Annotated in this window: 25 protein-coding genes and 1 pseudogene; 18 read left to right on the top strand and 8 right to left on the bottom strand. The window is 75.1% G+C overall.

All coding sequences use genetic code 11. The annotated features are described in order from the left end of the window. Positions 1-14 precede the first annotated feature (14 nt). Positions 15-794: a CPBP family intramembrane glutamic endopeptidase gene (locus ACSU6Z_RS03695; protein WP_437042814.1), complete on the top strand. Its 780-nt coding sequence runs from the start codon at positions 15-17 to the stop codon at positions 792-794. 64 nt (positions 795-858) lie between these two features. Here ACSU6Z_RS03695 and ACSU6Z_RS03690 read toward each other — a convergent pair whose 3' ends face one another. Then, a complete protein-coding gene (locus ACSU6Z_RS03690; protein WP_437042812.1) occupies positions 859-1,668 on the bottom strand; it encodes a PhzF family phenazine biosynthesis protein in 810 nt (269 codons plus the stop codon). 558 nt (positions 1,669-2,226) lie between these two features. On the opposite strand from ACSU6Z_RS03690, the gene ACSU6Z_RS03685 reads away from it, so the two are divergent. Further along, the gene (locus tag ACSU6Z_RS03685; RefSeq protein ID WP_437042810.1) at positions 2,227-2,892 is read left to right on the top strand and encodes a maleylpyruvate isomerase family mycothiol-dependent enzyme; all 666 of its coding nucleotides are present in this window, start codon (positions 2,227-2,229) and stop codon (positions 2,890-2,892) included. 98 nt (positions 2,893-2,990) lie between these two features. On the opposite strand, the pseudogene ACSU6Z_RS03680 reads toward ACSU6Z_RS03685, so the two are convergent. After that, positions 2,991-3,149: pseudogene (locus ACSU6Z_RS03680) on the bottom strand (LysR family transcriptional regulator); the annotation flags it as partial. 508 nt (positions 3,150-3,657) lie between these two features. Here ACSU6Z_RS03680 and ACSU6Z_RS03675 point away from each other — a divergent pair. The 3 genes from ACSU6Z_RS03675 to ACSU6Z_RS03665 all read left to right on the top strand — a co-directional run bounded on the left by ACSU6Z_RS03675 (position 3,658) and on the right by ACSU6Z_RS03665 (position 6,364). Further along, positions 3,658-4,281, top strand: coding sequence for a PadR family transcriptional regulator (locus ACSU6Z_RS03675; protein WP_437042809.1), 624 nt, complete (start codon positions 3,658-3,660; stop codon positions 4,279-4,281). A 453-nt stretch (positions 4,282-4,734) separates the two neighbouring features. Further along, positions 4,735-5,334 (top strand): Clp protease N-terminal domain-containing protein, encoded by a 600-nt coding sequence (locus tag ACSU6Z_RS03670; protein ID WP_437042807.1) that lies wholly within the window; start codon positions 4,735-4,737, stop codon positions 5,332-5,334. A gap of 25 nt (positions 5,335-5,359) precedes the next feature. Next, complete coding sequence (locus ACSU6Z_RS03665) at positions 5,360-6,364, top strand: EamA family transporter (protein WP_437042806.1); 1,005 nt, start codon at positions 5,360-5,362, stop codon at positions 6,362-6,364. A gap of 615 nt (positions 6,365-6,979) precedes the next feature. On the opposite strand, the gene ACSU6Z_RS03660 is transcribed toward ACSU6Z_RS03665, so the two are convergent. After that, a complete protein-coding gene (locus tag ACSU6Z_RS03660) occupies positions 6,980-7,663 on the bottom strand; it encodes a pyridoxamine 5'-phosphate oxidase family protein (RefSeq protein ID WP_437050167.1) in 684 nt (227 codons plus the stop codon). 35 nt (positions 7,664-7,698) lie between these two features. On the opposite strand from ACSU6Z_RS03660, the gene ACSU6Z_RS03655 reads away from it, so the two are divergent. The 5 genes from ACSU6Z_RS03655 (at position 7,699) to ACSU6Z_RS03635 (ending at position 14,275) form a co-directional block, all read left to right on the top strand. Then, complete coding sequence (locus tag ACSU6Z_RS03655; RefSeq protein ID WP_437042804.1) at positions 7,699-9,030, top strand: aminotransferase class I/II-fold pyridoxal phosphate-dependent enzyme; 1,332 nt, start codon at positions 7,699-7,701, stop codon at positions 9,028-9,030. Between the two features lie 160 nt (positions 9,031-9,190). Beyond that, positions 9,191-10,099: a LysR family transcriptional regulator gene (locus ACSU6Z_RS03650; protein WP_437042802.1), complete on the top strand. Its 909-nt coding sequence runs from the start codon at positions 9,191-9,193 to the stop codon at positions 10,097-10,099. A gap of 527 nt (positions 10,100-10,626) precedes the next feature. After that, positions 10,627-12,783 (top strand): cellulose binding domain-containing protein, encoded by a 2,157-nt coding sequence (locus ACSU6Z_RS03645; protein WP_437042800.1) that lies wholly within the window; start codon positions 10,627-10,629, stop codon positions 12,781-12,783. Positions 12,784-13,139: 356 nt separating this feature from the next. Further along, on the top strand, positions 13,140-13,895 hold the full coding sequence (locus ACSU6Z_RS03640) for a HipA family kinase (protein ID WP_437042798.1): 756 nt from the start codon (positions 13,140-13,142) through the stop codon (positions 13,893-13,895). Continuing rightward, on the top strand, positions 13,892-14,275 hold the full coding sequence (locus tag ACSU6Z_RS03635; protein WP_437042796.1) for a DUF3037 domain-containing protein: 384 nt from the start codon (positions 13,892-13,894) through the stop codon (positions 14,273-14,275). Before ACSU6Z_RS03640 ends, ACSU6Z_RS03635 begins: the two co-directional genes overlap by 4 nt. Before the next feature lie 54 nt (positions 14,276-14,329). On the opposite strand, the gene ACSU6Z_RS03630 is transcribed toward ACSU6Z_RS03635, so the two are convergent. Next, entirely contained in the window at positions 14,330-14,839 is a 510-nt protein-coding gene (locus ACSU6Z_RS03630; protein WP_437042795.1) for an excalibur calcium-binding protein, read from the bottom strand. A gap of 334 nt (positions 14,840-15,173) precedes the next feature. Here ACSU6Z_RS03630 and fabG point away from each other — a divergent pair, with 334 nt between their 5' ends. The 4 genes from fabG to ACSU6Z_RS03610 all read left to right on the top strand — a co-directional run bounded on the left by fabG (position 15,174) and on the right by ACSU6Z_RS03610 (position 18,314). Then, positions 15,174-15,935: a 3-oxoacyl-ACP reductase FabG gene (gene fabG / locus ACSU6Z_RS03625; protein ID WP_437042793.1), complete on the top strand. Its 762-nt coding sequence runs from the start codon at positions 15,174-15,176 to the stop codon at positions 15,933-15,935. Positions 15,936-15,957: 22 nt separating this feature from the next. Beyond that, complete coding sequence (locus ACSU6Z_RS03620) at positions 15,958-16,725, top strand: SDR family oxidoreductase (RefSeq protein ID WP_437042792.1); 768 nt, start codon at positions 15,958-15,960, stop codon at positions 16,723-16,725. Positions 16,726-16,966: 241 nt separating this feature from the next. Beyond that, complete coding sequence (ung, locus tag ACSU6Z_RS03615; RefSeq protein WP_437042790.1) at positions 16,967-17,650, top strand: uracil-DNA glycosylase; 684 nt, start codon at positions 16,967-16,969, stop codon at positions 17,648-17,650. 130 nt (positions 17,651-17,780) lie between these two features. After that, complete coding sequence (locus ACSU6Z_RS03610; protein ID WP_437042788.1) at positions 17,781-18,314, top strand: hypothetical protein; 534 nt, start codon at positions 17,781-17,783, stop codon at positions 18,312-18,314. A 669-nt stretch (positions 18,315-18,983) separates the two neighbouring features. Here the strand turns inward: ACSU6Z_RS03610 and ACSU6Z_RS03605 are convergent. After that, positions 18,984-19,499: a DinB family protein gene (locus ACSU6Z_RS03605; protein WP_437042786.1), complete on the bottom strand. Its 516-nt coding sequence runs from the start codon at positions 19,497-19,499 to the stop codon at positions 18,984-18,986. Between the two features lie 42 nt (positions 19,500-19,541). Then, positions 19,542-20,132, bottom strand: a complete 591-nt coding sequence (locus ACSU6Z_RS03600) for a TetR/AcrR family transcriptional regulator (protein ID WP_437042784.1) — start codon at positions 20,130-20,132, stop codon at positions 19,542-19,544. Between the two features lie 95 nt (positions 20,133-20,227). Between ACSU6Z_RS03600 and ACSU6Z_RS03595 the strand changes: the two genes are divergently transcribed. Next, positions 20,228-21,430, top strand: coding sequence for an FAD-dependent monooxygenase (locus ACSU6Z_RS03595; RefSeq protein WP_437042782.1), 1,203 nt, complete (start codon positions 20,228-20,230; stop codon positions 21,428-21,430). After that, a complete protein-coding gene (locus tag ACSU6Z_RS03590) occupies positions 21,427-22,335 on the top strand; it encodes a Gfo/Idh/MocA family protein (RefSeq protein ID WP_437042781.1) in 909 nt (302 codons plus the stop codon). The genes ACSU6Z_RS03595 and ACSU6Z_RS03590 overlap by 4 nt, the downstream gene beginning before the upstream one ends. Here the strand turns inward: ACSU6Z_RS03590 and lnt are convergent. Both lnt and ACSU6Z_RS03580 read right to left on the bottom strand, forming a co-directional pair. Then, a complete protein-coding gene (gene lnt / locus ACSU6Z_RS03585; protein WP_437042779.1) occupies positions 22,256-23,833 on the bottom strand; it encodes an apolipoprotein N-acyltransferase in 1,578 nt (525 codons plus the stop codon). The two genes, ACSU6Z_RS03590 and lnt, sit on opposite strands and share 80 nt — an antisense overlap. Before the next feature lie 69 nt (positions 23,834-23,902). After that, positions 23,903-24,382: a nuclear transport factor 2 family protein gene (locus ACSU6Z_RS03580; protein WP_437042777.1), complete on the bottom strand. Its 480-nt coding sequence runs from the start codon at positions 24,380-24,382 to the stop codon at positions 23,903-23,905. A 122-nt stretch (positions 24,383-24,504) separates the two neighbouring features. Here ACSU6Z_RS03580 and ACSU6Z_RS03575 point away from each other — a divergent pair, with 122 nt between their 5' ends. Together ACSU6Z_RS03575 and ACSU6Z_RS03570 are read left to right on the top strand one after the other, a co-directional pair. Then, a complete protein-coding gene (locus ACSU6Z_RS03575; protein WP_437042775.1) occupies positions 24,505-25,128 on the top strand; it encodes a DUF4291 domain-containing protein in 624 nt (207 codons plus the stop codon). Positions 25,129-25,168: 40 nt separating this feature from the next. After that, the gene (locus ACSU6Z_RS03570) at positions 25,169-25,909 is read left to right on the top strand and encodes an SDR family oxidoreductase (RefSeq protein ID WP_437042774.1); all 741 of its coding nucleotides are present in this window, start codon (positions 25,169-25,171) and stop codon (positions 25,907-25,909) included. Positions 25,910-25,921: the final 12 nt, after the last annotated feature.

Genomic DNA, 25,921 nt, shown 5'->3' with positions numbered 1-25,921 from the left:
GGAGGCGCGCGGCGGTGGCCGAATCGACGGTTCAGGAACGGCTCGCACGACGGACCCTTCGTGACGAGACCCTGCTCGTGCTGGGCCTGTCGCTCGGTGCGAGCGGTGTGTCCGCCCTGATCAGCTTCGTCGGATCGGTCACCCGGCCGGGCGGCCTCAAGGACCAGGCGGCCACGCTCAACGCCTCCGCCGCGCCGGGGCGCCCCTGGCTCGACCTCGCCTGGCAGCTGTTCGGGATCACCACGGCGCTCGTGCCCGTCGCCCTCGTCGCGCACTTCCTGCTCCGCGAGGGGCACAGTCTGCGCACCCTCGGCTTCGACCGCACCCGCCCCTGGCCGGACCTGGGCCGCGGAGCCGCGGTCGCGGCCGTCATCGGCAGCACCGGGATCGCCTTCTACCTGGTCGCCCGGGGACTCGGCTTCAACCTCACCGTGGTCCCCGAGGCGCTGCCCGACGTGTGGTGGAAACACCCCGTGCTGATCCTGTCGGCGGTGCAGAACGCCGTGGTGGAGGAGGTCATCGTCGTCGGCTACCTGCTGCGGCGGCTGGACCGGCTGGGCTGGTCGCCGGGCGCGGCGCTCGCGGGCAGCGCGGTGCTGCGCGGGTCCTACCACCTCTACCAGGGCATCGGCGGCTTCGTCGGCAACCTCGTCATGGGTGTGGTCTTCGTGCACCTGTACCGCCGCTGGGGCCGGGTGGGGCCCCTGGTCGTGGCGCACTCCCTGCTCGACATCGGGGCGTTCGTCGGCTACGCGCTCCTGGCGGGGAAGGTGGGGTGGCTGCCGACGGCGTGAACGGGGGAGTGCGGCACTGCCAAGGGGGCGTACGGGAGGACGTACGTCCCCTTGGCACGACGGTTCAGGCGAGCAGCTCGCCCTCGATGACCGTCACCGCGCGCCCGCTCAGCAGCGTGCGGTCGCCGCGCAGCTCGGTGCGGACGCGACCGGAGCGGGCGGAGGCCTGCAGGCCGGTGAGGACCGGGCGGCCCAGGCGCTCGGACCAGAAGGGGGCGAGGGCGGTGTGGGCGCTGCCGGTGACCGGGTCCTCGTCGATGCCGACGTTCGGGAAGAAGCACCGGGAGACGAAGTCGTACCCCCGGGCGGGGTCCTCGGCGCGGGCGGTGGCGATGACGCCGCGCTCGGAGTGGGCGGCGAGGGCCTTCAGGTCGGGCGCCAGGCCCCGGACGGTCCTCTCGTCGGCCACCTCCACGAGCAGGTCCCCGACGCCCGGACCGGTGTCGAAGACGGCGCGCGGCTCGGTGCCCAGGGCCTCGGCGACGCCCACCGGGACCTCCACCGGGGTGAGCGGGGCGGTGGGGAAGTCGAGGGTGATCGAGCCGTCCTCGCGCGGCGTGGCGGTCAGGACGCCGCTGCGGGTGGCGAACCGGACCGGGCCGTCGTGGGCGCCGGTGGTGTGCAGGACGTGGGCCGTGGCGAGCGTGGCGTGGCCGCACATCGCCACCTCGGTGGCGGGCGTGAACCAGCGCAGCGCCCAGTCGGCCTCGCCGCCCCCGGGCAGGCGGTGGGCGAACGCGGTCTCGGCGTGGTTGACCTCCAGGGCCACCTTCTGGAGCCGGTCGTCGTCCGGGAAGGCGTCGAGGAGCAGGACTCCGGCCGGATTGCCGGCGAAGGGCCGGTCGGTGAAGGCGTCGACGATTCGGATGCGCATGGCAGGACGTTAAGGAGTCCGGGTACCCGCGGGCCAAGGCCAATTCGCGGTCACTGGACCGGGACGCGGGCGAAGGACACCCGCGCGGTGACCGCGGGCGGCTGGCCGGCGGACCCGTCCGGGGCCGCGGCCGGCCGCCGCTTCCCCCGGGACGCCCGCCGCGAAAGCCCGAAGGTCTGCGCGAGTACGGCATCCGTTGTCCGCCGGCGCCGGCCGGCACCTGCGGACGGCCCTCCGGTGAGCCGCCGCCCTGACCGGGGGACGGGGGTGCCGTCGGCACGAACGAGGACGACGACGGCACGGCCCCGGTCGGCCCGGCGCGGTGGCCGGAGCGCGCGGCCCGGGCAACCGGCCGGGGCGCGCGCTCGCGCACCGTACCGGGTGGGAGGGCGGACCGGTGCCCGGGCCCGTGGCGCCGCGGGCCTCACATCCGGTCCACCGCCGGCGATGACTTCGCTCCGGGACAGGAGTCCCCCACTCGAACACCCCTGCCGGACGGCACCCGCTCCGGGCCCGGGGGTGACGCAGCGTGCCATCCACGACAGGAGACACCACCGCATGACCGACCCGAAACCGGCAGCGGACCGCGACCGCGGGACCGGAGTCTGGCCCCTGATCCACACCGAGCGGGCGGCGCTGGCGGCCGACCTCGCGGACCTGACCGACGAGCAGTGGGCGACGGCGTCGCTGTGCACCGGGTTGTCGGTGCGTGAGGTGCTGGCGCACCTCACCGCGGGCGCGAGCCTCGACACCATGCGCTGGCTGGCGGGGGTGATCCGCTGCCGGTTCGACTTCGACAAGCAGGTGGCCATGCGGCTGGCCGAGCGGCTGGGCGCCACCCCGGCCGAGACACTGGAGGGATTCCGGCGCGTGATCCCGAGTACGACCAAGCCTCCCCTCCCCGCGATGGCCATGCTGGGCGAGACGATCGTGCACGCGGAGGACATCCGGCGCCCGCTGGGGATCCGGCGCCGGTACCCGGTCGAGGTGGTCACGTCGGTGGCCGAGTACTACCGGGGGACGGACCTCGTGGTCGTCGCCAAGGGCCGTATAGGCGGTCTGCGGCTCGTCGCGGACGACGGCCCGTTCACCGCCGGTTCCGGGCGGCTCGTCTCCGGTGCCACCTTGGCCCTGGTGATGGCGATGACCGGGCGTTCGACGTACTGCGACGATCTGGAGGGAGACGGCGTCGAGCTCCTCCGCCGACGCTGCGGGACGGGGTGACCGGGCCGGGCCGGCCCGCCCGGAACCCGTGGTTCGAAGGAGCCTTCCGGGCGGGACGCCGGGGCCTTGCGGAGGTGCGCGGGTCGGCGCGGGAGCATTCAGGCCGGCACCCCGGTCCCCGCGGTGTCGTGGCCGGCCGCCGCGGGGGCGAAGCGGGCGCGGAGGGCGGCCGGCGCGGGGTGGGGGTCGTCGCGGTGCCACAGGAGTGAGCACGGGTGGACGGGCGTGGGGCCGGCCACCGGGACGCGGCCCGTACCGCGCGGCCGGGTGGGGGCGTTCCCCTGACGGCAGTGTGCGACGAGGGCTGCGGGCCCGAGTGACGGCACAGCGAGTACGGCATGGACGCTCCGCCGGCCCCACACCTCGGCGAGCGTGCCGGTGACGACCCGCGCCCCCCCGGAGCGTGTCCGGTGGGCCGCGAAAGTCACCTGCTCCGGGACGAGAGCCGCCCCGAAGCGGGGTGCGGTCCCGCCGAGGCCCGTCCCGGCCCCGCACATCGCAGGCCGGCTGCGGCGATCGGTGCGACAAGTCGCGACTCGGCGCGGTGGGACGGCCGTCCGTCGATCCGATCCACCTTCACGGAGGCGGGCCGTCGGGTCGGTGGCCCTCGTTGAGCAGGGAGCCGATCGGTGCGGATCGCCCGGGTCGAGGCAATCCTCACCGGGACGGTCAGGCCGGGTGTCCCGAAGCAGGGTTGCCGTAAGAAGAGTTCCGATATATCGTCGAAGCATCGTGACAGATCGACGATGGGATGGAGTGAGGGCGATGCACAGCCACGGACACGAACGCGGGCACGGTGGGCACGGCGGTCCCTTCGGGCACGGCCTGGGCGGCTTCGAAGGGCTGCGGGCGGCCTTCGGCCCGTTCGGGCCGGGCGGGCCCGGTGGCCCGGGGGGCCTCTTCGGCCCCGGCCCCTGGGGCGGCCGAGGGCGCGGCGGTCCCAGGGGCCGGGCGCGCCGCGGTGACGTACGGGCGTCGATCCTGGCCCTGCTGAAGGACCGGCCGATGCACGGCTACGAGATGATCCAGGAGATCGCCGAGCGCAGTGGCGGCGCCTGGAAGCCCAGCCCGGGCTCGGTGTACCCCACCCTCCAGCTGTTGGAGGACGAGGGGCTGATCGTCAGCGAGAGCGAGGGCGGAAAGAAGCTCTTCTCCCTCACCGAGGCGGGCCGCACCGCGGCCGGCGAAGGCCCCGAGGCGCCCTGGGAGGAGGCCTCGCGCGGGGTCGACTGGGAGGCGCTCAACGACATCCGGCAGGCCGGCTTCGGGCTGATGGAGGCCTTCGGGCAGGTCTGGAAGACCGGCAGCAAGGAACAGCGCGAGAAGGCGCTCGCCGTCATCGGCGACGCCCGCAAGAAGCTGTACCTGATCCTGGCGGACGAGGACTGATCCACTCCCTGTCCCGGCCCGGCACCCGGCGAGGCGCCCCGCGCGATGGTCCGCGGGGCGCCTCCACCCGTCCGCGGGGCGGGAGCCGGGATCGGCCGGGCCCGCCCTGCCGCCGCCGCGTCGAACGGGAGCCGCGAGCGGGAGGGCGCTCCCGCCGTGGCGGTGCCACGCCCCCCGAACGGATCGGCGGGCAGCGCGTCCGCCGGGCAGTGCACCAGGTGCGCGTATTGCCCGCCGTCGACGGCGGGCGGCGCCACCGGCCGGTGGACCGGGGGGCCCTGGAGGCGTGCGGCGCCGGAACGCGCACCTCCAAGTGGTGCCTCCCCGGGAGTCGTCGACGTGTTCTCCTCCGTGAGGAGGAGGACACGGCCCACGACGTCCCCTTCGCGTGGGACGCGGAAATGGTCCCCTTCGGTGATGCCCCGGCCGTAAGAGGCTGATGAGCTGGGAGACGTGCAATCCCGTATCCCCCGGCAGGCGGCCGGTGAGCCAGAAGGCCGGTGCCCGGACGGCGCCGGTGACGAGGTCCGGGCCGCGGCCGAGCTGGCCCCGGTGGTCCTTGCCGCGCGCCGCCGCGCGATACGAGACGGGGACCGGCACGTCGACACGGCCCATCTGCTCCACTCCCTCCTGGAGTGCGACCCGCAGGTGCGGACCGTACTCGGTGAGGGGCCGCAGCTCGCCCGGCTGTTCGGCTACCTCGCGCAGCGCAGCATCGGCTACGGCCTGCGCTGGCAGGGCACCGTGGAGGACTCCGGCGCCGTCCCCGTCGTGACCGGGGCCGCGGGCCTGTCACCGCTGGCCGCCGCGGCCATGGAGTACGCCGGTGAGCTCGCCGCCCGGCGCGGCGGGGGCCGGGCCCGCGGCGTCGATCTGCTCGCGGCGATCGTCGTGGACCCGCAGGCCCGGGCCGTCGAGGTGCTCGGCCGCGCCGGAATCGACCCCCGGGCGGTGCTCGCCCGCGCCGGGGAGCACGCCGGGCCGGCTCGCGCCGGGGGAGACCCGGGACCGCCCGGCGCGTCCGGCCGACGAGACAGGTGTCATCGGGGGTGACGGTCATGTCGTCGCCTGTCATCATGTGCCGGTGCATACCTCTGACAGCAGTCGCGGCAGCCGGGGCAAGGGTGCCGGGCTCGGTCTCGCGCTCGTGTCCGCGGTCGCCTTCGGAGGCTCCGGTGTCGCGGCCAAGCCGCTGATCGAGGCGGGGCTGGACCCCCTCCACGTGGTGTGGCTGCGCGTGGCGGGCGCGGCTCTGGTGGCGCTGCCGCTCGCCGTGCGCCACCGCGCGCTGCCGCGGCGCCGCCCCGGGCTGCTGGCCGGTTTCGGACTGCTCGCCGTGGCCGGTGTCCAGGCCTGCTACTTCGCCGCGATCTCCCGCATCCCCGTCGGCGTCGCCCTGCTCGTCGAATACCTGGCGCCCGCGCTCGTGCTCGGCTGGGTGCGGTTCGTGCAGCGGCGGCCGGTGACGCGCGCCGCCGCACTCGGCGCGGTCCTCGCGGTCGGCGGGCTCGCCTGCGTCGTCGAGGTCTGGTCGGGCCTGGGCTTCGACGCCCTCGGCCTGCTGCTCGCCCTCGGTGCCGCCTGCTGCCAGGTCGGCTACTTCGTCCTGGCCGACCAGGGCAGCGACGCCGGCGACGAGGCACCCGATCCGCTCGGCGTCATCGCGTACGGACTGCTGGCCGGCGCGGCCGTGCTCACCGTCGTGGCTCGCCCCTGGACCATGGAGTGGACCGTGCTCGCGGACACCGCCTCCATGAACGGCACCCCCGTCGCCGCCGGTGTGCTGCTGGCCTGGATCGTGCTCGTCGCCACGGTCGCCGCCTACGTCACCGGCGTGCTCTCCGTGCGCCGCCTCTCGCCGCAGGTCGCCGGTGTCGTGGCGTGCCTCGAGGCGGTCGTCGCCACCGTCCTGGCCTGGGTGCTGCTGGGCGAACACCTCTCCGCGCCGCAGCTCTTCGGCGGTGCGGTGGTCCTGGCCGGCGCCCTCGTCGCGCAGTCGTCGGCACCCGGCGGGACCGGTGCGGACCCGGTGGCGGGCGGTGGCCCGGAAAGGGAGTTGTCCGCCCGGGGGACGTCCGCCTGAGGTGCGGATCACGCACGCGAACGCATTCGTCCTTCCGCCGCCCGCGGTCCGAGGCGGGTCCTCCGGAACGAGCCCGGCGCGCCGCCGGCGCCTCACGGCGGCGACCCCGGCCGGCACCCCGCCGGTGCCCGGTCCGGTCGGAGGGCTCGCGGTGGCGGACGCTCGGGACGCGCGGGACGCGCGGGCGGTGACCGGATGGCCCTCTGGGAGGGGAGGGAGGGCCGGTCGTTCCGAACCGGTCGGTCCCGTCCTCCGGTCGGGTTCAGCGGCGGCGCAGCAGGTGGGCGCGGCAGCGGAACCGGACCGTCGCGTAGAGGCCGGTCGAGGCGCCGTGCTCGGGCGGCGCGGCCTGTCAGGGACCGGGACGTGGACGTGGTCGTCGACCACGCCCAGCGGCACGTCCGGGTTGGCCTTCCAGCTCGCGCCACAGCGGGTGGGGGCGGGCGAGGCGGGTGACCGCCTCGCCGTGCCCGGCGTCGTGGGCGAAGCGCAGGGGGCGGACGTGGGACGGGTCGCCGGGCGGGCCGTCGGCGGCGAGCCGCCCCACGTCGTGGACCGCCGGCCGCCGCTGCCGCCCGGCGTCCTCGCGGGGCGGGTCCCAGGGGCGGGCCGGCGTCACAGCTCCGCCAGGTAGCCGGGCAACTCGGTGCCGGGGGCCAGCCGCGGGTCCGGGACCGGGGCCTCGTAGCCCTTGCGCAGCGGGACGAGGCCGGCCCAGTGGGGGAGGGCGTGATCCTCCGGCTCGTCGTTGACGCCGCCGGTGCGGACCTTGGCGGAGACCTCGTCCAGGTCGAGGCGGAGGACGGCGGTGGCGGCCAGTTCCTTCCTGTCGGCCGGCCGGCAGTCGCGGGAGCGGCCCGGTACGACCTGGTCGACCAGGACGTCCAGCGCCAGGAGCTTCTCCTCGGGGTCCGTCACGTCGTGCGCGGTGCCGTGCACCACCACGGAGCGGTAGTTGATCGAGTGGTGGAAGCCGGAGCGGGCCAGCACCAGCGCGTCGACGTGCGTGACGGTCAGGCACACGGGCAGGCCCTGGTCGGCCCGCCCGGCCATGCGCAGCGGGCGCGAGCCCGTCGAGCCGTGCACGTAGAGCCGTTCGCCGGCCCGGCCGTACAGCGTCGGCAGGACCACCGGGGCGCCGTCGCGGACGAAGCCGAGGTGGCAGACGTAGCCCTCGTCGAGTACCGCGTGCACCAGGTCCTTGTCGTACGCGGCGCGGTGCGCGGAGCGGGTGGGGACGGTGCGGTCGGTGCGGGCGTAGGCGGTGGTGCCGGGCGGCGTCTGCTGCGTCCCCTGCATGACGGTCTCCATTGCACTAGTGCATAATTGTCTTTGTGCTAGGAGAATATCGGATCACCGGGCGGCGTGCCGCGGAAATCTCCGCGAGCGTGGAGCGGGCGGTCGCGCGCGGGGAGCTGGAGCCGGGCCGGCCGCTCCCGCCCCTGCGCGAGTTGGCGGAGCGGCTCGGTGTGAACCCCAACACCGTCGCGGCCGCCTACCGCACCCTGCGCGAGCGCGGGGTGATCGAGACCGCCGGGCGGCGCGGCAGCCGGGTGCGGGCCAGGCCGGCCACCACCGGGCGCGAGTTCATCCGGGTGGAGGTGCCGGAAGGGGCGCGGGACGTGTCCACCGGCAACCCGGACCCGGCGCTGCTGCCCCCGCTGGCGCCGGCCTTCTCCGCGGCGGCCGAACGAGGCGACCGGGAACCGGTCCTGTACGGGGACGCGCCGGTGGAGCCGGAACTGGAGCGCATCGCGCGGGCCGAGCTGGACGCCGACGGGGTGCCGGACGGGCCCGTGGCGGTGACGTCCGGCTCGCTGGACGCCGTGGAGCGGGTGCTGGCGGCACACCTGAGGCCGGGGGACGCCGTCGCGGTGGAGGACCCGGGGTGGGGCAGCCTGCTCGACCTCGTCCCGGCGCTCGGGCTGCGCACGGTGCCCGTCGGCGTCGACGACGACGGGCCGCTCCCCGACGACGTGCGCCGCGCGCTGGCCGCCGGAGCACGGGCCCTGATCGTCACCGACCGGGCGCAGAACCCGACGGGTGCGGCGCTGAGCGCCCCCCGCGCGCGTGCGCTGCGTTCCCTGCTGCGGGAACATCCCGAGACGCTGCTCGTCGAGGACGACCACGGCCACCGGATCGTCGACCTGCCCCTGCACCCCCTCGCCGGTGCGACCCGCGGCTGGGCCTTCGTCCGCTCGACCGCCAAGGCGTACGGCCCCGATCTGCGGCTCGCCGTGCTCACCGGGGACGCCGTCACGCTCGACCGGGTCCGCGGACGGCAGCGGCTGGGACCGGGCTGGGTCAGCCGGATCACCCAGCGGGCCGTGGCGCGGCTGTGGACCGACGGAGCCGTGGACGCGCGGGCGGTGGCGGCGGCGTACGGCCGCCGGCGGGACGCCCTGATCGACGCGCTCGCGCGACGCGGGGTCGCGGCACACGGCCGCAGCGGCGTGAACGTCTGGATCCCCGTGCCGGACGAGACCGGTGCCGTCGCCCGGCTGCTGCACGCGGGCTGGGCCGTCGCCCCCGGCGCACGCTTCCGGATGCACGCCCCGCCCGGCATCCGGATCACCGTCTCGACGCTGGGCGTGGAGGAAGCGGACCCTCTGGCGGACGCGGTGGCTTCCGCGCTGGGGGCGGGGACGGGGCGGAACCGCGGGTGAGCGGGCGGGGAGGGCACAAAGCGGCGCCGGTCCAGGGCGGGACGGGAGGGGCGGGCGGAGGCCCGTGGCACGGCGGTGTCGCTCATGGAGGGCGCGATGATACAAGCGTTCCTGTAGAGAAATTGAGAATTCACCCGCGGCATTCCGTAGCATTGCTTACGTGTTGAACCTGGAGCGCCTGCGCACCCTCGACGCCCTCGCCCGGCACGGATCGGTCAGCGGCGCCGCCGAAGGGCTGCACATCACGACATCGGCCGTCTCCCAGCAGATGTCCAAGCTGGAACGCGAGGTGGGCCAGCAGCTCCTGGCCAGGAACGGCCGCGGCGTACGGCTGACCGACGCGGGGCGGCTGCTGGCCGAGCACGCGGCACGCATCCTGTCGCAGGTCGCCCTCGCCCAGTCCGATCTGGAGGCGCACCGCGGCCAAGTCGTCGGCGAGCTGCGGCTGTCGGCGTTCCCGACCGCCGCGCGCGGACTGTTTCCCACCGCCCTCTCCGCGCTGCGGGCCGCGCACCCCGCGCTGCGCGTCCGCTCCTGCGAACTGGAGCCGGAGCGCGGCGTCGCCGGTGTGGTGCGCGGCGACCTCGACCTCGCCGTGGTCCTCGACTGGTACAACAAACCGCTGCCCGTCCCCGACGGCCTGGTCAAGGCACCGGTCCTGGACGACCCCGCCGAGGTCGCCGTGCCGGCCGGCCACCGGCTCGCCGACCGCGTCGAGGTGGACCTCGCCGAGTTCGCCGAGGAGGAGTGGATCACCTGGGGCGAGGGCGAGTTCTGCCACGAGTGGCTGCTGTTCACCCTGCGTTCGAAGGGGATCGAGCCGGTCCTCGGCCACCGCGCCGCCGAGACCCACACCCAGCTGGGACTGGTCGCCGCGGGGCTCGGCGTGTGCATCGCGCCGCTGCTCGGGCGTCATCCGGTGCCCGACGGGATCGTCACCGTCCCGCTGAAGCAGCGCGTGCACCGGCACGTGTACGTCGTCTGGCGCGCGGACGCCGACCGCCGCCCCTCGATCCGGGCGGCCGTGGAAGCGCTGCGGGCGGCGGGGGAGAAGGTGGTGGCCGGCTGAGCCGGACCCGGTCCCGGCCCCGTCCGACGCCACGGTCCGCCCACGGCGACGCCGGCTCGCGAAACCCGCCGGCAGGCCGCGGACGCCGGACCGCACACCGGGGAGGTCCGGGTCCCCTCGACGGTGACGGGCACCTCGGGCAGCGGCTCGGTCGCGGGGCGGCGCCGCCCGTACGTCCGGGACGCGGGCCCTCGCGCATCCGGTGAAGGGCGTGGCGGCGTCCGGCCGCTCGCCGCGGGACGGGAGCGCACGCCGAGGCACCGCGTACGCGACGAAGGCGCGTGACGCCGTCCCCTTCACCCCGCGCTGTCCGACACGTTGACAGGACGTCACACCGATCCCATCCTGGGAGCGCTCCCACGGGTGGTGCCGCGACCGCCGCCCCGTATGACCGCACCGCTTCCACGCACCGTTCCCCGTGCCACCGCGCGGAACGCCCCGCTGCCGCGCCGGCACCCCGCCCGTCCGGTGGCACGGTCCGGCACCCGCTGCCCGTCCGTGCCGCGGACCTTCGAGGGAGGGCCCACGTGCCACGACCGCAAAGACCCGGCCGACCGGCCGGTACCGGCCTTCGCCGCGCCGCGAGAACCCGGCCCCGCCGCCTCGCGCGCACCGCGACCGTCCTGGCCGCCGCGTTCGCCCTGCTGCCCCTGGTGGACAGCGCGGGCGCCGCGCCCGCGGCACCGCGGACGGCCGCCGCCGCGGACGTCACCGTCCGGGTCAACACCCAGGCGTCGCTGGGGCGGCTGACCGACGTCGCCCGCGGCGTCAACGCCGCCGTCTGGGACGCGCACATGAACGACCCCGAGGTCGCCGGCCTGATGAAGGCGGCCGATGTCGGGGCGATGCGCTATCCCGGCGGCTCCTACGCCGACATCTACCACTGGGAGACCCACACGGCACCCGGAGGGTACGTCGCCCCCGGCACCGGCTTCGACGCCTTCATGGGCACCGTCCGCGCCGCCGGCGCCCAGCCGATCCTGATCGCCAACTACGGTTCGGGAACGCCCGAGGAGGCGGCCGGCTGGGTCAGGTACGCGAACATCACCAAGGACTACGGCGCGAAGTACTGGGAGATCGGCAACGAGATCTACGGCAACGGCCACTACGGCAACGGCTGGGAGCACGACGAGCACGAGGACAAGAGCCCCCGGGAGTACGCCCGCCAGGTCCGCGCCTACGCGAAGGCCATGAAGGCCGTCGACCCCACGATCAAGATCGGCGCGGTCCTCACCACCCCGGGCCACTGGCCGGACGGCGTCGTCGGCGAAGGCGATCCGGGCGACTGGAACCACACCGTCCTCTCCGAGGTCACCGACGTCATCGACTTCGTGAGCGTCCACTGGTACGCGGGCGGTGCGGACACCACGGCCGAGGACGCCATGGCGAGGCTCGCCGGGCTGCCCGGCGAACTGCGGGAGGTGCGGGCCCAGATCGACCGGTACGCGGGCGCCGACTCGCCGCGCATCGGTATCGCCCTCACCGAGATCAACACCAACACCGGTGGTGCCCGGCTCACCGCCCGCCCCAACGGCCTGTTCGCCGCGGACGCGTTCCTGACGGCCCTGGAGAACGGCGTCTTCACCGTCGACTGGTGGAACACCCACAACGGCGCGGGCCAGATCACCACCGTCGACGGCGAGACCGACTACGGCGACATGGGGATGCTCTCCAACGGCACCTGCACCGGTGACGTCTGCGAACCACCGCCGAACACCCCCTTCCACCCCTACTACGGCATGAAGATGACCGCCGAACTGGGCACCGCGGGTGACACCATGGTCGCCACCGCCTCCTCCGGGCAGGACGTCTCCGCCCACGCCGTGCACCGTCGCGACGGGCGCCTGAGCGTCCTGCTCGTCAACAAGGACCCGGACGCCGCGCGGACCGTGGACCTGGAGTACGCGGGCTTCACCCCGTCCGGCGCCGTACCCGAGGTGAGCCGCTACGCGCGCGGCGACAGCGACGTCACCGATGTCACCGGCGGCGAGGCGTCCGCCTCCCGGGTCACCGTGCCGCCGTACGCGATGCTCGCCGTCACCCTCACCCCGAAGGCCGGCACCGGGCCCGGGGCCTCGGCCGCCGGGACCCCGGGCACCCCGCGGCTGGAGGCGGCGACCGACACCACCGCGCGCCTGACCTGGCCGGGTGCCGAGGGCGCCGCCCGCTACCTGGTCCAGGAGCGCGACGGCGCCCACACCCGTCTGGTCGGGGAGGCCACCGGCACGTCCGTGACCCTGCGGAACCTGCCCCCGGGCAGCACCCACACGGTCAACGTGCTGGCGGCCGACGCCTCGGGCCGGCTCTCCGCCCCGTCCGTTCCGCTGACCTTCACCACCGGCACCCCGTCGGACGCCGCCTGCGCGGTGACGTACCGGCGCGACACGGGCTGGGGCAACGGATTCGTGGCCACGGTCACCGTCCGGAACCTCTCGGACACCCCGATCACCGGCTGGACCGTCGACTGGGAGTGGCCGACCGACCGGCAGTCGGTGGCCTCCGGCTGGAGCGCCACGTTCCACCAGACCGGCCGGCACGTGCGGGTGACCGCTCCCGAGGGTGCGGGGCCGCTGGCCCCGGACGGCGGGTCGGCGGTCTCGTTCGGATTCGTCGGCGCCAACGACGGCCCCAACCCCGATCCGCGGGTCTTCCGCCTCAACGGCACCGTCTGCTCGAGCGGCTGACGACCGGCCCGCCCGGGACCGGGGCGCCGGACGACCGCCTCCGGGCGGACCGGCGTCCCGGCGGCATCGGGACGCCGGTCCGCGCGGAGGCGGAAAGGCCCGCCGTGGCGGTGGCCCGGCGGACCGGGCGCTCCTCGCCGGCTGTCACGCTCGGTTACTATGCTCACTTCACGCCGGAGGCCGGAAGCGAGGGGCGCACCGCCGTCGACGGGGTGCCCGGAAGGGGGGAGGCGGCCGGCCCGCCCGCCGCGACTCCCCGGAGCCCTCCCGGGGCTGACCGCAGCCGGCCGTCCGGATCGCATCCGTTGGGAGTCGACGTTGGAACACAAGGCCGCAGGGCGCCGGGGCCTGGGAAAATGCTGACCGAAGTCACCGTGACCCGCTACATCGCGCCCCTGCGTGAGGGCGGTTCCCTGCCGGGACTGGTCGAGGCCGACGACCTCGGGACGTACGTCATGAAGTTCACCGGCGCCGGACAGGGCCGCAAGACGCTCGTCGCGGAGGTCGTCTGCGGCGAACTCGCCCGCCGGCTGGGGTTCCGGGTGCCGAGGCTGGTGGCGATCGGCCTCGATCCGGTGCTGGGCCTCGGCGAACCCGACGAACAGGTCCAGGAACTGCTCAAGTCCAGCGGCGGCACCAACCTCGGCATGGACTTCCTCCCCGGTGCCCTCGGATTCGACCCGCTCGCCTTCGAGGTGAGCCCCCGGGAAGCCGGGCGGATCGTCTGGTTCGACGCGCTCGTGAACAACGTCGACCGTTCCTGGCGCAACCCCAACCTGCTGCGGTGGCGGGGCGAGTTGTGGCTCATCGACCACGGCGCGACCATGATCTGGCACCACAACTGGCCCGGCGCCGAAGCCTCCGCCGCCCGCCCCTACGACGCCTCCGACCACGCCCTGCTGCCCTTCGCGCCGGACGTCGCCACGGCCGCCGCCGAACTCGCCCCCCTGATCACCGAGGAACTCCTCGCCGAGGTCACCGCCGAGATCCCGGACGTCTGGCTGACCGACGAGCCGGGCTTCGCCACGCCGGACGACCTGCGACGGGCCTACGCGCGTCCCCTGCTGGCCCGCGCGGCCGTCGTCCACGAACGCATCCAGGGGGTCCGGTGACCGGCCGGCACGTCTTCGAGTACGCGCTGCTGCGCGTCGTACCGCGCGTCGAGCGCGGCGAGTGCATCAACGCCGGGGTGCTGGTGTACTGCCGCGCCAAGGCGTTCGTCGCCGCCCGCACCCACCTCGACGAGACCCGGCTGCTGGCGCTCGACCCGGACGCGGACGTGTCCGGTGTCCGGGCCGCGCTGCGGGCCGCCGAGGGCGTGTGCGCCGGGGGCGAGGCGGCAGGGCAGGCCGCCCGCGACGACGCCGGCCGCCGCTTCCGCTGGCTCGTCGCCCCCCGCTCCACGATCGTCCAGCCGGGCCCGGTCCACACCGGTCTCACGGCCGATCCGGCGGCGGAGGCGGACCGGTTGCTCGAACTGCTCGTACGGTAGGCGGGGCCCGGCCCGTACGGTGGGCGGGGCCCGGCCGGCCCGCGGCGCCGGGCGTCAGGTCCGGCGGCGCCGCCCCAGCACCCAGCCGGCCGCCAGCGCGGCGCCCGTGACGAGCGTCAGGCCGATCCCGATGTCCCGGCCGGTCGGACCGGTGGGTGACGCGCCGCCGAGCCCGCCCTGGACGCCGCGTGTCGGAGCCCGGGTGGCGGACACCGTGGGACGCGGTGACGCGGTGGTGGGCGCCACGCTGGTGGGTGCCACGGTGGGTGTCGCGGTGGGTGTCGCGGTGGTGGGGGGCGCCGTGGGGTACATGGGGCGGCTCGTCGCCGAGATGGTGGCGCCGGCGCCGCGCCGCGGCAGGGCCTCGCAGGCTATGCCGTCGTCCGGTCCTTGGTCCTCGTCGAGCCGGTTGGGGTCGCTCGGGTCGCTGCCGAACACCGCCTGCGCCTCCTCCTGATAGGTGAAGTGCCGGCAGTCCAGGTCCTGGGCGTGCGCGGTGCCGGCCGACGGCCCCGCCACCGTCATGGCGATCAGCAGGCCCGCGGCGGTCGTGCGAGGGCGCATGGACGCCTCCATTCCGATCTTTTCCGGTGATTTCCGGTGCTTCGTTGAGCTTTCCGGTCTTTCCGGTGCCTTCCGGTCATGTGTGGCTCGCGCTTCGACGCTAGGGGCCGGGGGGCGCGGCGGCGCGGAGCCGTAGGCCGTTCGAGTGGTGCGGCGCGCGGGTTCCGCGTGGCCTCCGGGGGCGGGGCGCGCGGGTGATGGATCACACCCCTCCGGTGTCCCGTTGACACCGGGTGCCGGGGCTTCTAGCGTCACGTCTGCTGAAGGTACTAAGCGGTCGCTCACCAAAGGGCGGGCCGCAGGAGCCGCATCCCTAGGGCGAGGAGAAGCAGCAATGTCCACCACTGAGCAGCGGGTCGCCGTCGTCACCGGTGCCGCGCGCGGCATCGGCGCCGCCACCGCCGTACGACTGGCCGCCGAGGGCCGCGCCGTCGCCGTGCTCGACCTCGACGAGGCCGCCTGCAAGGACACCGTCGAGAAGATCACGGCCGCGGGCGGCAAGGCGATCGCGGTCGGCTGCGACGTCTCCGACGAGGCGCAGGTCGAGGCGGCCGTCGCCCGGATCGTCGAGGAGCTGGGCGCGCCCACGATCCTCGTCAACAACGCGGGTGTGCTGCGCGACAACCTGCTGTTCAAGATGAGCGTCTCCGACTGGGACACCGTCATGAACGTGCACCTGCGCGGCGCCTTCCTGATGTCCAAGGCCTGCCAGAAGCACATGGTGGACGCCGGTTTCGGCCGCATCGTCAACCTGTCCTCCTCCTCCGCGCTCGGCAACCGCGGCCAGGTCAACTACTCGGCCGCCAAGGCCGGTCTGCAGGGCTTCACCAAGACCCTGGCCAAGGAGCTCGGCAAGTTCGGCATCACCGCCAACGCCGTCGCCCCCGGCTTCATCGCCACCGAGATGACCAAGGCCACCGCCGAGCGCGTCGGCATGGGCTTCGAGGACTTCAAGGCCGCCGCCGCCACCCAGATCCCGGTGCAGCGCGTCGGCGAGCCCGACGACATCGCCAACGCCATCGCCTTCTTCACGGGCGACGCGGCCGGATTCGTCTCCGGCCAGGTGCTGTACGTCGCCGGCGGACCGCTCGACTAGGGACTCGGCAAGGGACAGGGACATGACTTCCGCAGAACTCCCCGAGCCCTCGGGCCGGGTCGCGCTCGTCACGGGCGCCAGCCGCGGCATCGGCTACGGCGTCGCCGAGGCGCTCCTCGCACGCGGCGACCGGGTGTGCATCACCGGCCGCAACGAGGACGCCCTGAAGGAGGCCGTCGACAAGCTCGGCGCCGACCGCGTCATCGGCGTCCCGGGCAAGGCCCACGACGAGGCCCACCAGGCCGCCGCCGTCGAACGCACGATGGAGGCCTTCGGCCGCGTCGACTACCTGGTCAACAACGCCGGTACGAACCCGGTGTTCGGGCCGATCGCCGACCTCGACCTGAACGTGGCCCGCAAGGTCTTCGAGACCAACGTGGTCTCGGCGCTCGGCTTCGCCCAGCGCACCTGGCACGCCTGGCAGAAGGACAACGGCGGCGCGATCGTCAACATCGCCTCCGTCGCGGGGCTGTCGGCCTCGCCCTTCATCGGCGCCTACGGCATCAGCAAGGCCGCGATGATCAATCTGACCACGCAGCTGGCGCACGAGTTCGCGCCCAAGGTGCGGGTCAACGCCATCGCCCCGGCCGTGGTGAAGACCAAGTTCGCGGCGGCCCTGTACGAGGGCCGTGAGGCGGAGGCCGCCGCGGCCTACCCGCTGGGCCGGCTCGGCGTGCCCTCCGACATCGGCGGTGCCGCCGCGTTCCTCACCTCGGCGCAGTCGGACTGGATCACCGGCCAGACGCTGGTCGTCGACGGCGGCATCTTCCTCAACGCCGGCGTGGCCTGACCCGGACGCCCCGGTGCGGGACCGCCGACGGCGGTCCCGCACCGGGACCCGGGGTGCCGCCTCCGGCGTGAGCGCGCCCGGGAGGGCATCCGGCCAGGTCCTGGCCGCACACACGGCGACGGTCATGACGATGTGGGAGCCGCACCGCAGGACGAGCTGGCAGCGCCCGGGGGGCCGGCTGTCAGTGGCCGCCTGTAGGTTCGGTGCCCTGGAAGTGATCGCACACGGTAAGGACGTCGACGTGACCGACATCGCCATGCTGCCCGAGTCCTGGCGCGGGGTGCTGGGGGGCGAACTGCAGAAGCCCTACTTCAAGGAGCTGATGGAGTTCGTCGAGGACGAGCGGGCGCGGGGTCCCGTCTACCCTCCGCGCGAGGAGGTCTTCGCCGCGCTGGAGGCCACGCCGTACGACCGCGTGAAGGTCCTGGTCCTCGGGCAGGACCCGTACCACGGCGAGGGCCAGGGCCACGGCCTGTGCTTCTCGGTGCGCCCGGGCGTGAAGGTCCCGCCGTCGCTGCGCAACATCTACAAGGAGATGCACGAGGAACTGGGCACGCCGATCCCGGACAACGGCTACCTGATGCCGTGGGCGAAGCAGGGCGTGCTCCTGCTCAACGCGGTGCTCACGGTCCGGGCCGGCGAGGCCAACTCGCACAAGGGGCGGGGCTGGGAGCTGTTCACCGACGCGGTGATCCGCGCGGTGGTGGACCGGCCCGACCCGGCGGTGTTCGTGCTGTGGGGAAACTACGCGCAGAAGAAGCTCCCGCTGATCGACGAGTCCCGGCACGCGGTCGTCAAGGGCGCGCACCCCTCGCCGCTGTCGGCGAAGAAGTTCTTCGGCTCCCGCCCCTTCACGCAGATCAACGAGGCGATCGCCCGGCAGGGCCACGAGCCCGTCGACTGGAGCATCCCGAACCTGGGCTGAGCGCGGAGTCGGCCGGGCCGGTCCGTTCGGCTGTCCGGTCCGGCAGCCGTACGGAGCCGCCTGACCGGAATCGCCGGCGGCTGCCGTTAGCGTCGTCGGGAGGGAGCCGACGAGCGGCGCGGAGGACGCGGTGGCCGAGGGACGGGAACAGGCGGCGCCGGACGCCCTGCCGACGCGCATCGGGCAGGTCGTGATGCTGCACCACGCGGGCGACCGGGAGGAGGCCCGGCGGCGCTTCCTCGCCCTGTGGACGGAGATCGGCGAGCACGGCGACCCGTTCCACCGCTGCACCCTGGCCCACTACCTGGCCGGCGTCCAGGACGACCCCGCCGACGAACTGGCGTGGGACCTGCGGGCGCTGTCGGCCGCACAGGAGATCACCCGGAGCCGGCCGGCCGGGCACGAGGAGACGCGCGCCGCGCGCGCCCTGTACCCCGCCCTGCACCTGAACCTGGCCGCCGACTACGCCCGACTCGACCGCCGGGAGGCTGCCCGTGCGCATCTGCGGGAGGCACGGGGCGCGGCCGGTGCCCTCGGCGACGACGGCTACGGCGAGGGCGTGCGCGCGGCCATCGGGCGGCTGGCGCGACGGCTGGACGGGGAGGGCCCGCGGGGGGAACCCCCGCAGGGCGGCCCGTGGGGTCGGCCGCGGCGGCGTCCCTAGGCGCCGCGGTTCGGACCGGGGCGGCGTCGTGGCGGGCCGGCAGCCCGTGCGGGCCGCCGGCCCGGTCTCAACGGCCGTACGCCTGCCTGCAGATCACCGCCTCCGGGCTGTCGGCCCGCCAGCCGCCGTACGTCCGGCCCAGGGAGCACACGTCCGCGTTGCCGGGCGCGCCGCGGCCGGCCGGTTTCGTGACGTCGGGCAGGCCGGCGCGCGGAGGCCGCGGCGCGCGGGGGGAGGGCTTGCGGCGTTCCGGACGCGCCGGCCGCGGACGGGGCTCCGGCCGGGCGGCCGACGGCTCCCGCGGGGGCGCGGCGGCCGGCGGCGGCGTACGGCGCGGCGCGGACGGGGGCGGGGGCGGTTCCGCCGGCCGGGAGGGGCCGGTCCGTCCCAGGGCCTCGCGGGCGGGGGCCTGCACGATCCGCGGTTCGGGCGCGCCGTCCGGGCGCGGCGCGGACGGCGTCGTCGGCGTCGCGGACGGGGCGGGCGCGGGTGGCCGCTGGAGCGTCACACAGCCGGTCAGGGCCGAGACGGCCACGGTTATCAGGAGCGTCGCGGTGGTCGTCGTCCGATGCACCCGCGTCACTCTGCTGGTTCGGGGCCGCCCGCGGCGGCGGACGGGCGCAGGATGCCCCGCACGGGTGATTCCCGGGGGAACCGGCAGGGGTGACGTCAGTCCCCGGTCGCGCCGTCGATGCGCTCGCGGATCAGGTCGGCGTGGCCGTTGTGGCGGGCGTACTCCTCGACCATGTGCGTGTAGATCCACCGCAGGCTGTAGGGCTCGCCGGTGGACCGGTTCCTCCCCCGGGACAGGTCGTCCAGGCCGAACCCGGCCGCGTGGCGGCGGGCGGCGGCGATCTCGCCCTGCCAGGTGGCGTACGCGTCCTGCCAGGTGTCCGCCTCGGTCGGGTGGAACTCGCCGTCCGGGTCCTCGTCGCCGTAGTGGATCGGGCCCGCCGCCTCGCCCGCCAGCACCCTGCGGAACCAGCTCCGCTCCACCTCGGCCATGTGCCGCACCAGTCCCATCAGCGACAGCTCCGACGGCTCCACCGCGGCGGCCCTGAGCTGGGCGTCGGTCAGGCCCTCGCACTTGTGGGCGAGGGTCTGCCGGTGGTAGTCGAGCCAGCCCTCCAGCATGGTGCGTTCGTCGGCGTTCTGGGCGGGTTCACGGCGCTCGGTCGTCGTCATGCCCGCATCCTCGCCCACCGGCCCTGATCCGGGCAGGGCTTTTCAGCGGCCCAGCATTCCCGCCAGCAGCTCCCGCAGCCCCGCCCGCACCTCGTCCGGACCCGGCACCTCGGAGCTGAAAGATCCGGCGGCGCAGCTGAACATCAGCCCGTCCGCCCAGGCCACCAGCGACAGGACGTGCCGGTCCGGGTCCGTGGATCCGGCGGCGGTGACCAGGGCCAGGAGCCGGTCGCGAAAGCGCGCGCCGGTCGCGTCGTAGAAGGCGCGCAGCTCGGGGCGGCGGGTCGCCTCCAGGGCCAGTTCGTAGCGGGCGACCAGCAGGTCGCGGTGGTGGGTGAGGGAGCGGTGGACGGCAAGGGCGAGGCCGTCGGCCAGGGCGTCGAGCCCGTCGCGCGGATCCGGCATCTCCGCCAGTCCCAGCACCCTCGCCTCCCGTTCGGCGTGCCGCCGCACCGCGAGTTCCAGCAGCGCCTGCCGGGTCCGGGCCAGGTTCGACGTGGAGCCCTGGGGGAGCCCGGCCGCCTCGTCGACCGCCCGGTGGGTGAGCCCGCGCATCCCGCGCTCGGCGAGCAGGGCGAGGGCGGCGTCGGCGACGAGGTCGGCGCGGGAGGCGCCGGTGGTGCGTACGGGCATGGACGTCAACCTACCGCTCCCACTACGACTGTAGTACGGTCGAGGAACGGTCTCACTACATGTGTAGTGGGCATCTCGGACGGCGAGGAGCGGTCATGGCACAGACGCAACGACACGCCGTGGTGATCGGCGGCGGCATCGGCGGACTGGCCGCTGCGGCAGCCCTCCACCTGCGCGACTACCGGGTCACCGTCCTGGAACGAGCCCGCTCGCTCCGGCCGGTCGGCGCCGGCATCTCCCTGGCGTCGAACTCCCTGCGCGCCCTCGACGTCATCGGCGCCGGCGAGGAGGTCCGCGCCCTGGCCGCCTGGCAGGGCGACGGAGGGCTGCGCACCCCGCGCGGGCGCTGGCTGTCGCGCTCAAGCGCCCGGACGGCGGCCGAGCGGTTCGGCGGCCCGCTCGTCCTGCTGCACCGGGCCACCCTCATCGGCCTCCTGGCCGACCGGCTCCCGCCGGGCACCGTCCGCACGGACGCCGCCGCGACCCTCACCGACCCGGGCGGCCCCGGCCGGCCCGCCCTCGTGCGCACCCCCGACGGCGACCTGGAGGCCGACCTCGTGGTGGCCGCCGACGGCATCCACTCCGCCGCGCGCCGGACCCTGTTCCCGGACCACCCGGGACCCGTCTACTCCGGCTTCACCACCTGGCGGGTCGTGATCCCGCTGCCCGGCGCCCGGTTCGCCTCCCACGAGACCTGGGGCCGGGGCCGCATCTGGGGCACCCACCCCCTCGGGGACGGCCGGGTCTACGCCTACGCCGCCGCCCTCGTCCCCGCCGGAGGGCGGGCACCCGACGACGAGCGGGCGGAACTGCTGCGCCGGTTCGGCGACTGGCACCATCCGGTCCCCGCCGTGCTGGCCGCCGCCCGCCCCGAGGACGTGCTGCGCCACGACGTGCACCACCTCGCCGAGCCGCTCCCGGCCCACCACCGCGGCCGGGTCGCCCTCCTCGGCGACGCCGCGCACGCCATGCCCCCGACCCTGGGCCAGGGCGGCAACCAGGCCATCGAGGACGCCGTCGTCCTCGCCCACCACCACGACGACCTCGCCGCCTACACGGCCGCCCGCCTGCCCCGCACCACGGCCGTCGCCCGTCGGGCCGTCAAGGTGGCCCGGCTCAACATGACGCCCAGCCGCGCCGTCGCCGCCGTGCGCGACACCGCGATCTCCGCGCTGTCGAAGGCCGCGCCGGCGCTGTTCCTGCGCGGCTTCGACGGGATCGCCGACTGGCGGCCGCCGCAGCTCCCGTATGCTGCGCCGGACCCACGTCGGCGACCGGTAGAGGAGAACACCCCGTGAAGGTCGGCTGCATCGGACTCGGCGACATCGCGCAGAAGGCCTACCTCCCGGTGCTCGCCTTCCGGCCCGGTGTCGAACTGCACCTGCAGACCCGGACCCCCGCGACCCTCGACCGGGTCGCCGACGGTCTGCACCTGCCGCCGCACCGGCGCCACGCCGACCTCGACTCCCTCCTCGCCCAGGGCCTCGACGCGGCCTTCGTGCACGCCCCCACCGACGTCCACCCGCAGATCGTGACCCGGCTGCTCCAGGCGGGCGTGGCGACCTACGTCGACAAGCCGCTCGCCTACGACCTCGCCGACTCCGAGCGGCTGGTCGCCCTCGCCGAGGAGCGGGGCGTCAGCCTCGCCGTCGGCTTCAACCGCCGCCACGCCCCCGGTTACGCGCAGTGCGCCGAGCACCCGCGCGAGCTGATCCTGATGCAGAAGAACCGCACCGGGCTGCCGGAGGACCCGCGCACGGTGATCCTCGACGACTTCATCCACGTCGTCGACACCCTGCGCTTCCTCGCGCCCGGTCCCGTCGACGACGTGACCGTCCGGGCCCGCGCCGTGGACGGCCTGCTCCACCACGTCGTGCTCCAGCTCGCCGGGGACGGCTTCACCGCCCTCGGGGTGATGAACCGGCTCAGCGGTTCGGCGGAGGAGGTCCTGGAGGTCTCCGGGCAGGACACCAAGCGGCAGGTGGTCAACCTCGCCGAGGTGATCGACCACAAGGGGCAGCCGACCGTGCGGCGGCGCGGGGACTGGGTGCCGGTGGCCCGGCAGCGCGGCATCGAGCAGGCCGCGCTGGCCTTCCTCGACGCCGTGCGCGCCGGCAGGACGCTCAGCGCCCGGGACGCACTGGAGACCCATGCCCTGTGCGAGCGGGTGGTACGGGAGATCCAGGAGCGGACCGCCGCCTGAGCCGCAGCGCCCGTACGCCCTCGCCGGCGCCCCAGGCCGCGAGGACCAGCAGCGCCGCGTGCACCGGCCAGTCGCCGAGGCGGGTGTAGGGCGTACCGCCGTGCGCGAGGGGGACGTCGTAGACGTGCGCGGCGGACGCGTCGGTGCCGAGCCGCGGCCCGAGGCGCGCCCCGCCCGCGTCGTACACGGCCGAGACCCCGGTCAGCGTCGCGTGGACCATCGGCCGACCCGTCTCGGCGGCCCGCAGCGCGGCCAGCGAGGCGTGCTGCTCCGGCGCCCAGCTCCGCTGGAACGTCGACGTGGACGACTGGGCGATCAGCACCTCGGCGCCGCCTCGCGCGAGGTGGCGGCTCATGTCGGGGAACGCGCTCTCGAAGCACACCATCGGGCCGATCGCCGGCCCGTTCCCGGCGTCCATCACCACCTGCGCCGAGCCGCGCCTGCGGTCCTCGCCCGCCGCCTCGCCGACGGAGGTGGCCCAGCCCAGCAGCGAACGGGCCGGGACGTACTCGCCGAAGGGGACCAGCCGCATCTTGTCGTAGCGGTCCCCGGTCGGGCCGTCCGGGCCGACGAGCACCGAACTCTTGTAGATGCCGGACCCGCCCGAGCGCCGCGCGTCCACGTTGACCAGGAGACGGGCGCCGGTCTCGCGCGACAGCGCCGCCAGCCGCCGCGCCAGGCCGGGCCGTTCCTCCAGGTCGAAGCCGACGCTGCTCTCCCCCCACACGACCAGATCGACGTCCCGGCCGGCGAGGCGGCGGGTGAGCTCCTCCTCGCGGTCGAACCGGCGCTCACCGCTGTGCGCACCCGCGACGACGCCCGGCTGCACCACCGCGATCCGCACGCGTTCGCCGGTGCCGGGGCGCGGGGACCACACCCAGGCGGCCGAGGCGGCGACGGCGCAGGCGGCCAGACCGGCCACCGCGGGCACCCGGGCCCGGCGGAGCGCGACGGCGACGGCGACGGCGACGTTGACGGCCACCAGCAGGAAGCTGAGCAGCCACACCCCGCCCACCGAGGCGAGCCGCAGCGCCGGCGCGACCTGCCACTGGCTCGCGCCGAGCACGCCCCACGGGCCGCCCAGCCCCTGCCAGGAACGGATCAGTTCGGCCGCCAGCCAGCCCGACGGCAGGACCAGGAGTGCCACCGCGACGCGGCCCGGGGAGGGCGTCCCGCCCAGCGTGCGGCGTACCAGCCACCCCCACGGCGCCCACAGCGCGCCGAGCAGCGCGGCGACGACGAACGTGAACACGTGCAGGTTCGGCAGCAGCCAGTGGTGCATCGCCAGCATGAACCCGAACCCGCCGCACCAGCCGTCGTACGCCGCCCGCCGCCCGGTCGGCGCACAGCGGGCCAGCAGCAGCCAGGGCACCAGGGCGATCCAGGCCCACCACCACAGGCCCGGGGCCGGGAAGGCGAGCACGGGCAGGGCGCCCGCCAGCGCGGCGGCGGCCGAGCGCCGCCACGGGGAGGTGGGCCGGCGGCCGAGCGTCTTCATAGGCGTTTCCCTACCCCGTGGACGCCTCCGGTGCGCACCCGACGGTGAGCGAAGCCCCGGGAATCCCGTTCAGTCGCTCACATCGGCCGGCCGGCCGCCGGGAACGCGCCGCCACTTCTCCCGGGCGACCACCTCGCTCAGCCGCCAGCCGTCCTCCGTGCGCAGCAGCCCGAAGTCGTACCGGCCGCCGCACACCGTCTCGGGCCCGGCCGCGCCCCCGCCGGCGCACACCAGGGGGCTGACGTAATCGGCCAGGACGTGGGCGGTGTCGCCGGTGTCCCGCTCCCAGACGCCGAAGCGGACCCGGCGGTTGACGACCAGGTGCTGGCGCACCGGAAACCGCCGCAGGTGCCCGGCGAGCCAGGCGGCGACCGCCCCGGCGTCCCCCTCGATGCCGCCGGCCGACCGGTAGTCGGCCCGCCCGTCCGGCGCGAACAGCTCCCGGTACGCCGCCCAGTCGCCGTCGTCCAGGGCCATCGCGTAGTCGGTGACCAGCCCGTCGACGGCCAGCCGGTCCCTCAGGCCCGCGAGTTCCGCACGCTGCGTCATCGGCTCAGTGTTGGGCATGGAGGGCGCCGCGCCAAGGGGGCGGTGATATTCGGTGGCGGGTCCGGACCGCCCCGCCCCAGGCTGTGCGCATGGACGACGGGAACGACCACGGGAGTGAGCGTATGAGCGCCCACACGGGCGATACGGGTGAGCGGCGGCCGCCCCGGTACGGGATACGGGCGCGCCACACCGATTCCACGATCACCGTCTACCAGGCCTACCGTCCGGAGATCGGCCGTGCCGCCGCCCGCGACGGCCGCTTCCCGCCTTCCTGGAAACGGGACCGCATGACGTGGATCAAGCCGTCCTTCCTGTGGATGATGTACCGCTGCGGCTGGGGCGCCAAGGAGAACCAGGAGACCGTGCTCGCCGTGGAGATCGTCCGGGAGGGGTTCGACTGGGCCCTGCGCCACGCGTGCCTGTCCCACCACGTCCCCGCCCTGCACGGTGACGCGGCCGACTGGAAGCGGCGGCTGAAGCAGTCGCCCGCGCGGGTGCAGTGGGACCCCGAACGCGACCTGCACCTGAACCCGCTGCCCCACCGGTCGCTGCAACTGGGGCTCACGGGCGAGGCGGCGGCGCGGTACGCCGACGAGTGGATCACCGGCATCGAGGACGTCACACCGCTCGCCGCCGAGATCCACGCACGGCTCCGCGCGGGCGAGCCCGAACGGGCCGCCGCGCTGCTGCCCGAGGAACGGCCCTATCCGCTGGAGGGGGGTGATCTCGCGCACCTGCTCCTCTAAGGTGATCGATGATCGATCAAATTCGGCTCCAGGAGGACCCATGTCTCGTTCCGTCACCGTGGTCACCGGGGGCAGCCGGGGAATCGGCGCGGCGACCTGCCTGCGCCTCGCGGCGGACGGGCACGACGTGGCCGTGGGATACGTCCGTGACGCGGCGGCGGCCGAGGCCGTGGCGGACGGGGTGCGCGAGGCGGGCGGGCGCGCGGTCACGGTGCGGGCGGACACCGCGGTCGAGGCGGACGTCGAACGGCTCTTCGAGGTGGCGGGGGAACGGCTCGGCCCCGTGACCGGCCTGGTGAACAACGCCGCGGTGACCGGACCGCTGGGCCGCTTCACCGACACCACCACCGAGAACCTGCGCCGGGTCGTCGACGTGAACCTCATGGGCGTCCTGCTGTGCTCCCGGCGGGCGGCACAGCTCATGACGGAGCGGGGCGGCGGCGTGATCGTCAACGTGTCGTCGGCCGCCGCGACCCTCGGCAGCCCGGGGGAGTACGTCCACTACGCGGCGACCAAGGCCGCCGTCGACGCGCTGACCCTGGGTCTGGCCAAGGAGCTGGGCCCGGACGGCGTCCGCGTCAACGCGGTGGCACCCGGGGCCACCGACACCGAGATGCACGCCGCGATGGGCGACCCGGACCGCGCCCACCGGATGGCGCCCTCCCTCCCGCTGCGCCGCCCGGCCCGGGCGGAGGAGATCGCCGCCGCCATCGCGTGGCTGATGTCGCCGGACGCCTCCTACACGACGGGGGCGGTGCTGCGCGTGGCGGGCGGACGCTGAGGGACGGCGTCC

It is taken from the genome of Streptomyces sp. enrichment culture (genome assembly GCF_964273145.1).
Lineage (GTDB): Bacteria > Actinomycetota > Actinomycetes > Streptomycetales > Streptomycetaceae > Streptomyces.
The sequence above is the reverse complement of the archived record's forward strand: the minus strand, read 5'-3'. Positions and strand labels throughout refer to the sequence as shown.